Origin of the sequence: Tsukamurella pulmonis (assembly GCF_900103175.1) — a bacterium.
In the GTDB taxonomy this organism is placed as follows: domain Bacteria; phylum Actinomycetota; class Actinomycetes; order Mycobacteriales; family Mycobacteriaceae; genus Tsukamurella; species Tsukamurella pulmonis.
Genome location: NZ_FNLF01000002.1, coordinates 1,420,172 through 1,432,459, shown reverse-complemented (window position 1 = coordinate 1,432,459; position 12,288 = coordinate 1,420,172). Strand labels below are relative to the sequence as shown.

14 protein-coding genes are annotated in these 12,288 nt (G+C 72.7%); 6 read left to right on the top strand and 8 right to left on the bottom strand.

What is annotated here, in order from left to right; translation table 11 throughout:
- Positions 1–81: 81 nt before the first annotated feature.
- Entirely contained in the window at positions 82–567 is a 486-nt protein-coding gene (locus BLQ62_RS07280; protein WP_068566472.1) for a DUF3499 domain-containing protein, read from the bottom strand.
- A 103-nt stretch (positions 568–670) separates the two neighbouring features.
- Here BLQ62_RS07280 and BLQ62_RS07275 point away from each other — a divergent pair, with 103 nt between their 5' ends.
- Positions 671–1,171 carry a metallopeptidase family protein gene (locus BLQ62_RS07275; protein WP_068532461.1) on the top strand — a complete coding sequence of 167 codons (501 nt, stop codon included), beginning with the start codon at positions 671–673 and terminating at the stop codon, positions 1,169–1,171.
- 91 nt (positions 1,172–1,262) lie between these two features.
- Here the strand turns inward: BLQ62_RS07275 and BLQ62_RS07270 are convergent, their stop codons facing one another.
- Complete coding sequence (locus BLQ62_RS07270) at positions 1,263–1,589, bottom strand: WhiB family transcriptional regulator (RefSeq protein ID WP_068532463.1); 327 nt, start codon at positions 1,587–1,589, stop codon at positions 1,263–1,265.
- A gap of 349 nt (positions 1,590–1,938) precedes the next feature.
- Here BLQ62_RS07270 and cofD point away from each other — a divergent pair, with 349 nt between their 5' ends.
- From cofD to BLQ62_RS07255, 3 genes are read left to right on the top strand one after another with little or no spacing between them, the layout of a single operon-like run.
- On the top strand, positions 1,939–2,964 hold the full coding sequence (gene cofD / locus BLQ62_RS07265) for a 2-phospho-L-lactate transferase (protein WP_068566474.1): 1,026 nt from the start codon (positions 1,939–1,941) through the stop codon (positions 2,962–2,964).
- Positions 2,961–4,331 (top strand): coenzyme F420-0:L-glutamate ligase, encoded by a 1,371-nt coding sequence (locus BLQ62_RS07260; protein WP_068566476.1) that lies wholly within the window; start codon positions 2,961–2,963, stop codon positions 4,329–4,331. The genes cofD and BLQ62_RS07260 overlap by 4 nt, the downstream gene beginning before the upstream one ends.
- Before the next feature lie 9 nt (positions 4,332–4,340).
- On the top strand, positions 4,341–4,898 hold the full coding sequence (locus tag BLQ62_RS07255) for an NUDIX hydrolase (protein ID WP_068532469.1): 558 nt from the start codon (positions 4,341–4,343) through the stop codon (positions 4,896–4,898).
- A 33-nt stretch (positions 4,899–4,931) separates the two neighbouring features.
- Here the strand turns inward: BLQ62_RS07255 and BLQ62_RS07250 are convergent, their stop codons facing one another.
- On the bottom strand, positions 4,932–5,804 hold the full coding sequence (locus BLQ62_RS07250; RefSeq protein ID WP_068566478.1) for an SDR family NAD(P)-dependent oxidoreductase: 873 nt from the start codon (positions 5,802–5,804) through the stop codon (positions 4,932–4,934).
- A 212-nt stretch (positions 5,805–6,016) separates the two neighbouring features.
- Between BLQ62_RS07250 and BLQ62_RS07245 the strand changes: the two genes are divergently transcribed.
- A complete protein-coding gene (locus tag BLQ62_RS07245; RefSeq protein WP_068532473.1) occupies positions 6,017–6,826 on the top strand; it encodes an alpha/beta fold hydrolase in 810 nt (269 codons plus the stop codon).
- 97 nt (positions 6,827–6,923) lie between these two features.
- Here the strand turns inward: BLQ62_RS07245 and glgC are convergent, their stop codons facing one another.
- Positions 6,924–8,141 (bottom strand): glucose-1-phosphate adenylyltransferase, encoded by a 1,218-nt coding sequence (gene glgC / locus BLQ62_RS07240; protein ID WP_068532475.1) that lies wholly within the window; start codon positions 8,139–8,141, stop codon positions 6,924–6,926.
- Between the two features lie 166 nt (positions 8,142–8,307).
- On the opposite strand from glgC, the gene glgA reads away from it, so the two are divergent.
- Complete coding sequence (gene glgA, locus BLQ62_RS07235) at positions 8,308–9,489, top strand: glycogen synthase (protein WP_170842902.1); 1,182 nt, start codon at positions 8,308–8,310, stop codon at positions 9,487–9,489.
- 21 nt (positions 9,490–9,510) lie between these two features.
- On the opposite strand, the gene BLQ62_RS07230 is transcribed toward glgA, so the two are convergent.
- From BLQ62_RS07230 to BLQ62_RS07215, 4 genes are all read right to left on the bottom strand, one after another.
- On the bottom strand, positions 9,511–10,374 hold the full coding sequence (locus tag BLQ62_RS07230; protein WP_068532477.1) for a putative RNA methyltransferase: 864 nt from the start codon (positions 10,372–10,374) through the stop codon (positions 9,511–9,513).
- 78 nt (positions 10,375–10,452) lie between these two features.
- Complete coding sequence (locus BLQ62_RS07225; protein WP_068532479.1) at positions 10,453–10,620, bottom strand: DUF3117 domain-containing protein; 168 nt, start codon at positions 10,618–10,620, stop codon at positions 10,453–10,455.
- Between the two features lie 110 nt (positions 10,621–10,730).
- Positions 10,731–11,051 (bottom strand): DivIVA domain-containing protein, encoded by a 321-nt coding sequence (locus BLQ62_RS07220; protein WP_068532481.1) that lies wholly within the window; start codon positions 11,049–11,051, stop codon positions 10,731–10,733.
- Between the two features lie 7 nt (positions 11,052–11,058).
- Positions 11,059–12,237 (bottom strand): erythromycin esterase family protein, encoded by a 1,179-nt coding sequence (locus BLQ62_RS07215; RefSeq protein WP_068566480.1) that lies wholly within the window; start codon positions 12,235–12,237, stop codon positions 11,059–11,061.
- Positions 12,238–12,288 lie beyond the last annotated feature (51 nt).

Sequence of the window (12,288 nt, the reverse complement as noted above, 5' to 3'; positions counted from 1 at the left end):
TTACGGACGCCCCACCCTATCGGCAATCGGCGCGCGGACAGGCATCCGACGCGGCGGGGGTGACGGCGCGGGCGGCGACTCTCAGTCGACCGGGTCCGGCAGGACCCGCAGATGCCCGCGGCGTCCCGACGGTGCCGCGTGCTTGGGCCCGGATCCCGCGGGCTTGCTCGACGGCGTGGCCTGCGGCCCGCCGAGGCCGTCGTGCACGGGGCGCATGGCGCCGATCGGTGGCAGCGAGCGCAGCGGGGTGTCGGCGGGCTCGGAGGCCGGGCGCCCGTGCTCGCGGACCGCGCGCTCGTGGACGGTGTCGGCCAGGGCCGTCAGGTCGTCGTCGAGGGCCGCGGTGCCGACGGAGGCGGCGCTGTAGGCGGGCAGGTTGCGCAGCATCTCCCAGCCGCGGGGCGCCGTCATCCGGGTGGCGTGGAACTCGCACAGGTCCCAGGAGTGCGGCTCGCTGGTGGTTCCCAGCGGGCCCAGCACGGCGATCGACTGGCGGTAGTCGAACGTCAGCGTCGCCACGGCGTGGTTCCTGCAGCCGGGGCGGCAGCACTGACGGACGGAGTTCACAGCAAGAAGGTTAACCCGTGGCCGCAACGGCGCCGCCCCCGACACACCGTTCGGCGGTACACGGCGGCCGTCGACGGGCGCCTCCACCTAGACTGAGAAGGTCATGAGAAGTAGGAGAACCACGCCCGGGAGCGGCGCCCGGCTGCGCCGCCGAGTGGCGCGCGACCGGCGCGGCCACGGCCTGCGCGGGCCGCTGGTGCCGCGCGACCTCCCGGCGCACCGGACCCGGGCGCAGGACTTCGACGAGGTGGTGCTCGACGCCTTCGCCGAGATCGACTCGCTCTGGCACGACCGGCTGACCGACCTGGACATCGCCGTCGACGACGTGCCGGGCATCCTGCCGCGCGACCCGGACTCGGTGTCGTGGCCCGATGAGGTCGAGGCCGACGGCCCGATCCCCCTCGCGCGCATGGTCCCGGTGGGGATCGATCGGCGGGGCAACCGGACCCGGGCCCGACTGATCCTGTTCCGCCGCCCGCTGCAGCGTCGCGCGAAGACGGACGCGGACCTGCTCGAGGAGATCCTCGCGATCCTGGTGCACCAGATCAGCGACTACCTGGGCGTGACGGAGGAGACGTTGCTCGCCGGCCCGGATTCACTCTGAGGGACACGCTCCTTGCACGACCGGAACGGCCCGGTCGGTCCGCAGTCGCGCTGCGGGCCGGCCGGGCCGTTCGTCGCCGTACGGCGAGAAGTCAGATGATGCCGCGCTTGAGCTTGCGGCGCTCACGCTCGGACAGGCCGCCCCAGATGCCGAAGCGCTCGTCCTTGGCCAGGGCGTACTCGAGGCACTCGTTGCGTACCTCGCACCCCAGGCAGATGCGCTTCGCCTCGCGGGTGGAGCCGCCCTTCTCGGGGAAGAACGCCTCGGGATCCGTCTGCGAGCACAGTGCGCGGTCCTGCCACTGATCCTCGACGGCCTCGTAGAGTTCCTCGAAACCCGCGGGCACGACACTCAAGTGCGCGCGGCTGGACCCACCGGAGAAGCTTCCGAACGGTTCACGATGAGCGTCGATCGTCATCGGCCCGCCTCCCTCGTTGCTTTCGTGGTGTTCGATGGTCTTTCGGTTGCATGCCCCGCGCCGGCGACGATCGCGCCGCACTGAATGACACGGTTGTGATTACACACGTGCAAAGCCGCCACGTCAAGCTGAACCGGGAAATTAGCTAATACCACCTGGATGCCCGGATCCGAGCCCTCGACACGTGGTTGAGCTGTAATCCGCGTCACACTTCACACGCGATCACCGACGCGTCACGGGGACGCGTCGCGCCCTCGATCATGCCAGCCCCACGGCCTTCCGCGCGACCCTCTCGACCGCCGTGACCCGTCGCGGCGGTCATCGCCCACCGACCATTACCCTCGAAGCCGTGAAGGTGACGGTGCTGGTGGGCGGTGTCGGCGGGGCGCGATTCCTCGAGGGTGCACGGGAACGCTTCGGGGTGACGCCCTTCCCGGACAAGGACGGGCCCGACGCCGCTCCCCCGTCCGAGCACGCGGTCACGGCCGTGGTCAACGTCGGCGACGACGCCTGGATGCACGGCGTGCGCATCTGCCCGGACCTCGACACCTGCATGTACACCCTCGGCGGCGGCATCGACACCGAGCGCGGCTGGGGGCACCGGAACGAGACCTGGAACGCCAAGGAGGAGCTCGCGAAGTACGGCGCCGATCCGGACTGGTTCGGCCTCGGCGACCGCGATCTCGCGACGCACCTGATCCGCACGCAGATGCTCTCCTCCGGCTACCCGCTGACCGATGTCACGGCGGCGCTGTGCAACCGCTGGCAGCCGGGCGTCCGACTCCTCCCCGCGACCGACGCGCGGCACGAGACCCACGTCGTGGTCGCCGATCCGGATGCGACCGACGGCGCGAAGAAGGCCATCCACTTCCAGGAGTGGTGGGTGCGCTACCGCGCCGACATCGAGACCTTCGGCTTCGCCCAGGTGGGCGGCGCGGAGGGCCCCGGCTCCGGGAAGGCACAGGCCTCGCGGGCCGCGATCGCCGCGATCGAGGAGGCCGACGTGGTCTTCCTCGCCCCGTCGAACCCGGTGGTCTCGATCGGCGCGATCCTCTCCGTGGGCGGCATCCGCGCGGCGCTGCGCACCACCTCCGCCAAGGTCGTCGGCCTCTCCCCCGTGATCGGCGGCGCGCCGCTGCGGGGCATGGCGGACCGCTGCCTCGAGGTGCTCGGCATCGAGACCAGCGCGCAGGCGATCGGCGAGCACTTCGGAGCCCGCAGCGGCAACGGCATCCTCGACGGCTGGCTGGTCTCGGAGGAGGACGCGGGCGTCGAGATCCCCGGCCTGCCCGTCGCCGCGGTCCCGCTGCTGATGAGCTCGCCGCAGGCCACCGCGGCCATGATCGACGCCGGCCTCGAGCTGGTCGGCCTGTGACCGGGACCGAACGCCCGGAGCGGGACCACGGCGCACCGTCGCTGGAGATCCTGCCGGTCCTCGGCGTCCCCGAGGTGACCGCGGGCGACGACGTGGCTGCGCTGCTCGCCGACGCCGCGCCCTGGCTCGCCGACGGCGACGTCGTGGTCATCACCTCGAAGGTCTTCTCCAAGGCGGAGGGCCGGGTGCTGCCGGCCCCGTCGGACCCCGACGAGCGGGACGCCTTCCGGCGCCGCCTGATCGCCGAGGAATCGGTGCGCGTGCTCGCGACCAAGGGCCGCACCTGGATCACGGAGAACAGGCTCGGCGTCGTGCAGGCCGCCTCGGGCGTCGACGCCTCCAACGTCGCCTCCGACACCGTCGCCCTGCTCCCCGAGGATCCCGACGGCAGCGCGGCCGCGGTCCGCACCGGCCTGCGCGAGCGCCTCGGCGTGGACGTCGCCGTGCTCGTCACCGACACCATGGGCCGGGCCTGGCGCACCGGCCAGACGGACACCGCGATCGGTGCCGCCGGCATGGAGGTGCTGCACGGCTACGCGGGCGCGGTCGACGCCTACGGCAACGATCTGGTGGTCACGGAGATCGCCGTCGCCGACGAGCTCGCCGCCGCCGCGGACCTGGTCAAGGGCAAGCTGGGCGGCGTCCCCGTCGCCGTGGTGCGCGGATTCGCGGTGCGCCCGCCCGCTCCCGGTTCCCCGCTCGCCACGGCCCGCGGCCTCGTGCGCCCCGGCGAGGACGACCTCTTCCACACGGGCGTCGAGCTGGCCCGCCGGCAGGCGCTCCTGGTGCGCCGCTCGGTCCGCGCCTTCGCCGCCGACCCCGTCCCCGAGGACGACGTGCGGCAGTCCGTCGCGGAGGCCCTGACGGCCCCGGCGCCGCACCACACGCATCCCGTGCGGTTCGTGTGGGTGCGCGACGCCGCGCGCCGCACGGCGCTGCTGGACGCCATGAAGGAGCAGTGGGCGACGGATCTGTCGGGCGACGGGCGCACGGCCGAGTCGGTCGCGAAGCGCGTGCGCCGCGGGCAACTGCTCTACGACGCCCCGGAGCTCATCCTCCCGTTCATGGTGCCCGACGGTGCCCACCCGTACCCCGATGCCCGTCGCACCGCCGCCGAGGAGACGATGTTCACCGTCGCCGTCGGCGCCGCCGTCCAGTCGTTGCTCGTCGCGCTCGCCGTCCGCGGGATCGGCAGCTGCTGGGTGGGATCGACGATCTTCGCCGCCGAGACCGTGCGCGCGCAGCTGGGGCTGCCGGACGACTACCGCCCCGCGGGGGCGATCGCCGTCGGCTACCCCGCCGATCCGTCCGTGCTGTCCGCGCCCCGGCCGCCGCTGCCACCCGGCGACATGCTCATCGAAAGGTAGTCCGCGCGAATGACCTTCGCCTCTCTGCACGCCTCCGCCGTCGACGTCCTCGCCCGCTTCGACGCCCGCACCGACGGCGACGACGCGCTGCGGCACACCGTCCTCGCCTTCCTCGACGCCCAGCCGGACGCGTGCGCCCGCGCCAACGTCCCCGGTCACATCACCGCGTCGGTGGTGATCCTCAACGAAGCGCGCACCCACGTCGTGCTGACGCATCATCCCCGCGTGGGCGAGTGGCTCCAGCTCGGCGGGCACTGCGAGGACTCCGATTCGACGGTGGCCGCGGCCGCGCTGCGCGAGGGCCACGAGGAGTCCGGCCTGGCCGACCTGGTCCTGGACGCGGATCTGCTGACCCTGCACACCCACCCGATCCGCTGCTCCCTCGGCGTCCCCACCCGCCACCTGGACCTGCGCTTCCGCGCCTTCGCCGTCGGCCCCGGCACGCCGGACCTCGCGATCAGTGAGGAGTCGAACGACCTGCGCTGGTGGCCCGTCGACGCCCTCCCCGAGTCCGCCGAGCACACCACCGTGGCCCACCAGGTGCGCGCCGCCCTCGCCCGGGATTGACGACGGTGCCGCCCCGCCGCGCCTGATCCACGGTCACGCCGTCGGGATCGCCCGCGACGATGCGGCCGCGTTCGGGAAGTCGGCGGAGCGGGCGAGATCGGCCCAGCGCCGGACGTTCTCGCCCGCGGCGGCGTACGCGGCGCTGAGCCGCTCGACGGCCTCGGCGCCGAGCGGCAGCCGCAGCGGCACGTCCCCGGACCGGACGATGTCGCCGATGATCCGGGCCGCGCGCACGGGGTCGCCCTCCTGCGCACCGTCGGAGCCCGTCAGGTCGCGCTGCACGGCCCCGACGGTCCGCCCGTAGGCCTCCGACGGTGCGGTGACCGCCAGCGAGTGCGCGGTGTTGAAGCCGGTGCGGAACCGCGACGGCTCGACGATGAGCACACCGATCCCGAACTCCGCCACCTCGGCGGCGAGCGCCTCGGACCAGCCCTCCAGCGCGAACTTGCTCGCCGAGTACGCGCCGACCGACGGGAAGGACAACCGCCCGCCCTGGCTGCTCATCTGCACGATCGTGCCCGCGCCGCGCGCACGCATGCCGGGCAGGGCCGCCCGGGTGAGCGCCGCCGCGGCGAAGAAGTTCAGTTCCAGTTGCTCCCGCAGGAGTTCGATGGGCAGGTCTTCGGCGGAGCCCGCGATGGCCCGGCCGGCGTTGTTGACCAGCACGTCGACGGGCGCGGTCCGGAGCCTGTCCGCAACCCGCTCCCGGGCCCGTCCATCGCGCAGGTCCGCCTCGACGACGTCGAGACGGTCCGGGTGGGCGGCGGCGAGATCGGCCACCGATCCGGCGTCGCGCACGACGGCGACGACGCGATCGTCGCGCCGCAGCGCATCCTCCACGAGCGCGCGCCCGAAACCCTGCGAAGCCCCGGTGACCAGCCATGTTCGTTCCTTGTTCGTGTTCATGGCGGCGACGCTAGGCCTTCGAGCGCGCTCGAACGCAAGCCCTCGATCCCGCCGACCCCGCCGATCGCGGCGTCCCCGAACCCAGCACCGACGACTTTTCTGAGAGGCATTGCGTTAGTTCCTATCAATCCGTACGCTCCGAACAACCGTCCGGCGCACCGTCGGACCCCGGCGGGCCGCGGCCCGCCCCGACCACGACGAGGTGGCACGAGATGTTGGCGTACGAACGATTCGGCTCAGGTGAGCCGCTGGTGCTGGTCCACGGGATCGCGCACCGCCGTCAGGCCTGGTACCCCGTGGCCGAGCGGCTCGCCGAGCACCGCGAGGTCATCCTGTTCGACCTCCCCGGCCACGGCGAGTCCCCCGCCCTCGACCTCGCCGGCCGCACGGTCCAGGAGGCCCTGCACCAGCACCTGGAGGACCTCTTCACCGAGCTGGGCCTCGTCCGCCCGCACATCGCCGGCAACTCCCTCGGCGGCCGCATCGCGCTCGAGGCCGCGGCCAGCGGCATCGTCAGCAGCGCGACGGGGCTCTCCCCCGCCGGCTTCTGGCGCGGCGACAAGGACTTCCTCCTCATCCGCGCGCACTTCGTCGCGCTGATCGCCGCCGGACGCCTGGCCGCGCCGCTCGCGCCGCAGCTCACCCGCAGCGGCCTCGGCCGCAAGCTGATGCTCGCCTCGCTGATGACGCACGGCGAGCGCCTCACCCCGGAGCGCGTGCTGGGCGACCTGCGCAACATGGTCGATTCGCGGCACACCCTCGCCGACATCATCGGCGGCGCCTTCCCGTTCGAGGACGAGATCGCCGACGACGTGCCCGTCACCATCGCGTGGGGCACGCAGGACCGCGTGCTCCTGCCCTACCAGGCCCGGCGCGCGCGCACGCAGCTCCCCACCGCCGAGCACATCTGGCTCCCGGGCAGCGGTCACGTCCCCATGTCCGACGACGCCGACGCCGTCGTCGAGATCCTGCTCCGCGGCTCCTCGGGCGGACTCCTGGCCCGCGCGGACGACGCGGCCTGACGCAGCAGAAGTCTCCGGTAGCAGCAGAAGTCTCCGCCCGCCCCGCGAATCGCCGGGGGCAGCGGAGATTTCTGCTGCGTGCGAGGCTTCTGCGGCGTCAGCCGATCCGGATGCCCTTGCCGACGGTGACCACCCCGCCGGCCGAGACGTTGAACCGCTCGCGTTCGCGCTCGAGGTTCACCCCGAGGATCTCGCCGCGGCCGACGACGACGTTCTTGTCGAGGATCGCGCGGCGCACGACGGCGCCGGGCTCGATCTTCACGCCCGGCATGAGGACGGAGCCCTCGACGGTGGCACCGTCGCCGATGGTGACGTTGGCGCCGATGACGGAGTTGCGCACGGTCGCTCCCGAGATGATGCTGCCCGCCCCGACCATCGACTCCTGCGCGAGGCCGCCGCGGGCGAACTTCGCCGGGGGCAGGTTGTCGTTCTCGCACCGAATGGGCCACTGGCGGTTGTAGAGGTTGAAGATCGGGTACACGGACACGAGATCCATGTGCGCCTCGTAGAAGGCGTCGATGGTGCCGACGTCGCGCCAGTAGCCGGCGTCGCGCTCGGTGGCGCCGGGCACCTCGTTGTCGCTGAAGTCGTAGACCGCGGCCTCGCCCCGGGCGACGAAGGCGGGGATGATGTCGCCGCCCATGTCGTGGTCTGAGTCGGGGTTCTCGGCGTCGGCGATGATCGCCTCGACGAGGGCCTGCCGGCTGAAGACGTAGTTGCCCATCGAGGCGAAGGTGACCTCGGGATCGTCCGGGGTGCCGGGCGGGTCCGCCGGCTTCTCCAGGAACTGGGTGATGCGGCCGGCGTCGTCGGACTCGATGCAACCGAAGGCCTTCGCCTCGGCGCGCGGAACGCGGATCCCGGCGACGGTCACGCCCGCACCGGACTCGATGTGCGCCTGCACCATCTGCGACGGGTCCATCCGGTACACGTGATCCGCACCGAAGACCACGATGTAGTCGGGGTCGTCGTCGGTGATGAGGTTCATCGACTGGAAGATCGCGTCCGCGCTGCCGGTGAACCAGCGCTTGCCCACGCGCTGCTGCGCCGGAACCGGGGTGATGTACTCGCCGCGGAAACCGAACATGCGCCACGTCTGGCTGATGTGCCGGTCCAACGAGTGCGACTTGTACTGGGTCAGCACGCACAACCGCTGGTACCCGGCGTTCACCAGGTTCGACAGCACGAAGTCGATGAGGCGGTACGACCCGCCGAAGGGCACTGCGGGCTTCGCGCGATCCGCGGTCAGCGGATACAGGCGCTTGCCCTCGCCACCGGCGAGGACGATTCCCAGGACACGAGGCTGGTTGCTCACGGGTCCACGCTAACCCCAATTCGGGCACCCGTGCAGTGTTCTGCGACAGTGCATCCGGTTCCAGGGGGAAGCACAGGCGTCCGGGCGGACAACCACAGATGAACCGCGCCGCTCGGGCTCGGGCGAACCCGCTGCGTCCCGCGCCGGCACGCTCTAGCGTGGTGCCATGCGCGTAGCGATGATGACGAGGGAGTACCCGCCGGAGGTCTACGGCGGGGCGGGCGTGCACGTGACCGAACTCGTCGCGCGCCTGCGCCACCTCTGCGAGGTCGACGTGCACTGCATGGGCGCCCCGCGCCCGGACGCCGACGACGTCACCGTCTCCGGCCCGGACCCCGAGCTGGCCGGAGCCAACACCGCCCTCGAGATGTTCTCCACCGATCTGCGCATGGCGAACCTCGCCTCCGGCGCGGACGTGGTGCACAGCCACACCTGGTACACCGGCCTCGCCGGACACGTCGCGGGACAGCTCTACGGCGTCCCGCACATCCTCACCGCGCACAGCCTCGAGCCGCGCCGGCCGTGGAAGGCCGAGCAGCTGGGCGGCGGCTACCGCCTCTCCAGCTGGGCCGAGCGCAACGCCGTCGAGTACGCCGACGCGGTGATCGCCGTGAGCCGGGGCATGGCCCTGGATGTGCTCGACGCCTACCCCCGCCTCGATCCCGACCGGGTCCACGTGGTGCGCAACGGGATCGACACCGACGTCTGGTACCCGGCCACCGCCTTCGGCGAGGACTCGCCCCTGACGGAGCGCGGCGTCGACCCCGACCGGCCGATCGTCGCCTTCGTCGGCCGCATCACGCGCCAGAAGGGCGTGCGGCACCTGGTGGCCGCGGCGCACCACTTCGCGCCGGACGTCCAGCTCGTCCTGTGCGCCGGCGCCCCCGACACCCCCGAGATCGCGGCCGAGACGGCGGACGCCGTGGCCGCCCTCGCGGAGTCCCGCGACGGCGTGCACTGGGTGCAGGACATGCTGCCCACCCCGAAGGTCCGCGAGATCCTCAGTGCCGCGACGGTGTTCGTCTGCCCCTCGGTCTACGAGCCGCTGGGCATCGTCAACCTCGAGGCCATGGCGTGCGGCACGGCCGTGGTCGCCTCGGATGTCGGCGGCATCCCCGAGGTCGTCGACGACGGGAAGACGGGCACGCTCGTCCACTACGACGAGTCCGACACCGCCACCTTCGAGGCCGATCTCGCCGCAGCGGTGAACGCGCTCTGCGCCGATCCCGCTCGCGCCGCCGCGTTCGGCACCGCAGGTCGCGCCCGGGCGATGGCCGAGTTCAGCTGGGAGACCATCGCCGCGCAGACCCTCGAGGTCTACCGGCACGCGCTCGCTGCGCGCGACTGAACCGCGATCCTGCGCGGCGGCTCAGCGCGATTCGTAGACGCTGACGGTGCCCGACGCCGTCACAGGGGCGGTCCCGTCGGCGGTGAGACGCGCGATCGCGGCGGCGCGCGCCGCCGGCGAACCGTGGTGCGCGCTCGGCCCCATCGCGACCAGGTCGGCGGCCGCCTCGGCCGTGAGATCCATGATCCACTCGTACTTCTCGCGGGAGACGAGCGAGAAGTCGTGCAGCGCACCGTCGAGCCGCGCGACCTTGCCCTCCTCGACGGAGATCATCCCGAGCGGCTCGACGATCTCGCGCAGGTGCCGCGGTCCGGGCGTGAGCACCACGAGCCGGCCGCCGGGCGCGAGGACGCGCGCGAACTCGGCGGCGTTGCGCGGCGCGAAGACGGAGAGCACCGCCGCGACGGCACCGTCGGCGACGGGAAGTCGACCCCAGCCGTTCGCGACGACGGAGCCGATCGACGGTCCGCGGCGGGCCGTGCGCCGCGCCGCGGGCTTGGAGAGGTCCAGGCCGATGCCGGTGCCGCCGAGCCCGGCGGCGGCGCGCGCGGCGCACGCCCGGGCCAGGTACTCGCCCTCGCCGGCCCCGCTGTCGAGGATCGGGCCGGCGGGTGCGCTCGCCGCGGCCTCGGCGACGGCCGTGTGGAAGCGGGCGTAGTGGTCCGTCGCGAAGAAGCGCTCGCGCGCGGCGATCATCTCGGCGTCATCGGCGGTCAAGCCGCTCACGTCGCCCGCGAGCAGCGCCACGTAGCCCTGCCGCGCCACGTCGAAGGCGTGACCGCGCGGGCACAGCAGCGTGCCGCCGTCGGCGTCGAGCTCGCCCCCGCAGTGCGGGCAGGCCAGCGCGGGCAGCACCGCGGCCAGGCCGGGTGGGACTTGCGCCATGGGACACCCCCGGGAAACGAGGAGATCCCGCACGGTGCACCGCGCGGGATCTCCAGTGAAAGCAGGTTTACGACTTCATCACGACGTGACGCCGCGCAGCTCCTCGCCGAGTGCCGCGGCCTCGTCGGGCGTGAGCTCCACCACGAGGCGACCACCGCCCTCCAGGGGTACGCGCATCACGATGCCGCGCCCCTCCTTGGTCGCTTCCAAGGGGCCGTCCCCCGTACGTGGCTTCATCGCCGCCATCCGTTGCTCCCTTCAGATCCTTCACCCGCCCGGGCACGCCCGCCGCGGGTCCGCTCTACATTCTAGCCTGTGCGCTGCGCTGATCGGCGCGGACTACTGGCAAAGCGGACCTAGTCGGCCTCGGCGGAGTCCTCCGTCGCGACCGCCGCGGGCTCCTGTTCGGCGGCCAGCCGGGCGCGCAGGACATCGATCTCCCGCGCCAGTCGTTCCAGCGCCCAGTCCACCTCGGCGGGCTTGTACCCCCGTACCACCTGCTGGAACCGGAGCGCGCGCACGTCGGCACCCGCCACGTCCTCAGCGGGGAGCACCGTGGGTGTGGCGCCGGTTTCCAGGGGCGGGGTGTCGTCGCCGCGCCCGAACACGAGCGCGGCCACGCCGTACAGCACGGCCGCGACGGCCAGCAGTCCCAGGGCGTACAACACGATCACCATGAGGCCATCATGCCCGAACCTCGCGGAGGAAGAGGACGGCGTCGGTCGTCCCCAGCCGATCGGCCTCCAGCGGGAAGTAGGCCCCGAGGGCGTCCCGGTCCTCCCGTGCGGGCGCCGCGCCCAGCCGCGCGGCGAGCTCCTGGCCCGAGTACAGGCGGGCCGGCACGTCCTGATCGCGGTTCAGATCCCCCTCGACGGTGCCGGGCGCGGGCACGCCCAGGCCGTGCGCGGGCGCGGTCCCGAGGGCCATCGCGACGAACCGGTACCCCTCGCCCAGCCGCGCCGCCGCCTGCGCGCCCCCGCTGAACCAGCGCACCGGGTGCGGGCCCATCCGCATCTCGCTCACCCCGCGCTGCAGATGCAGGTTGTGGGCGAAGGCGATGGTGCCGCCGCGCCCCTGCTCGCGCTCGAGGATCGCCATCAGATTGCCGCCCATCATCGCGTCGCGGTGTGCGCTGAGCCGACCGAGGCGATCAGGGGTGTCGGTGGCCATGATCGCGTGGTAGCGCAGCAGGCCGACGGTGGTCTCGGCGTCCGCCCGCAGCCACCACCACGCGTCCCCGCGTTCGGCGAGGTCGGGAGCGCGCTCCGCCAAGAGGGCGCACAGATCGTCGGCCAGTACGCGCAACCGATCCGCGTCGACGGTCCGCCCCACGCCCCGGTCCGCCTCGTACATGGCGCGTTCCTCGGTCCACCGCGCATCGTCGCCGAGCAGAGCATCCAACTCGTCCTCGGCGACCACGCCGGGCGCGAGCTCGGCCAGCGCGTCGCGCAGGCGCAGCAGGTACGCGCGGGGGCTCGGGGCGGCGGCCATCTCCATCGGGCCGTCGAAGCCGTAGAACCGCACCGGGGTCGTCAGCGTCCGGTTGAGCTCACGCAGGCGCTGCAGCAACTCGCCGGTCGCCGCGAGCCGGTGCACGTAGGGGTGACTGAAGCCCTCGTCGAGGACCCGGTCGAGAGCGACGTCCGCGCCGCCGATGTAGGCGTCGACGAGCGGGCCACGGTGCAGGTCCGACTCCACCGCGATCGAGCGGTACCCGCCGCGCAGCACCAGGTCCTCGATCACGGCGTTGCGGGCTCGCAGCACCTCCTCGGACCCGTGCATCGGCTCGCCGAGCGCGAGCAGCCGGGTCTCGGTGGGACAGGAGTCGAGGAAGGAGACGAGGTCGATCTGCTGGTGATTCATTCCCTCCACGGTATCGTTGAAGACTCCGTTGAAACTTTTCCCAGATAACTC

Excerpts from the sequence above, each read along its gene's own strand:
- BLQ62_RS07250 (WP_068566478.1), bottom strand. The coding sequence starts at position 5,804 with ATGAACACGAACAAGGAACGAACATGGCTGGTCACCGGGGCTTCGCAG.
- BLQ62_RS07270 (WP_068532463.1), bottom strand. The coding sequence starts at position 1,589 with ATGACGATCGACGCTCATCGTGAACCGTTCGGAAGCTTCTCCGGTGGG.
- BLQ62_RS07215 (WP_068566480.1), bottom strand. The coding sequence starts at position 12,237 with ATGAATCACCAGCAGATCGACCTCGTCTCCTTCCTCGACTCCTGTCCC.
- BLQ62_RS07245 (WP_068532473.1), top strand. The coding sequence starts at position 6,017 with ATGTTGGCGTACGAACGATTCGGCTCAGGTGAGCCGCTGGTGCTGGTC.
- glgA (WP_170842902.1), top strand. The coding sequence starts at position 8,308 with ATGCGCGTAGCGATGATGACGAGGGAGTACCCGCCGGAGGTCTACGGC.
- BLQ62_RS07255 (WP_068532469.1), top strand. The coding sequence starts at position 4,341 with ATGACCTTCGCCTCTCTGCACGCCTCCGCCGTCGACGTCCTCGCCCGC.
- BLQ62_RS07275 (WP_068532461.1), top strand. The coding sequence starts at position 671 with ATGAGAAGTAGGAGAACCACGCCCGGGAGCGGCGCCCGGCTGCGCCGC.
- BLQ62_RS07225 (WP_068532479.1), bottom strand. The coding sequence starts at position 10,620 with ATGGCGGCGATGAAGCCACGTACGGGGGACGGCCCCTTGGAAGCGACC.
- BLQ62_RS07230 (WP_068532477.1), bottom strand. The coding sequence starts at position 10,374 with ATGGCGCAAGTCCCACCCGGCCTGGCCGCGGTGCTGCCCGCGCTGGCC.
- BLQ62_RS07220 (WP_068532481.1), bottom strand. The coding sequence starts at position 11,051 with ATGGTGATCGTGTTGTACGCCCTGGGACTGCTGGCCGTCGCGGCCGTG.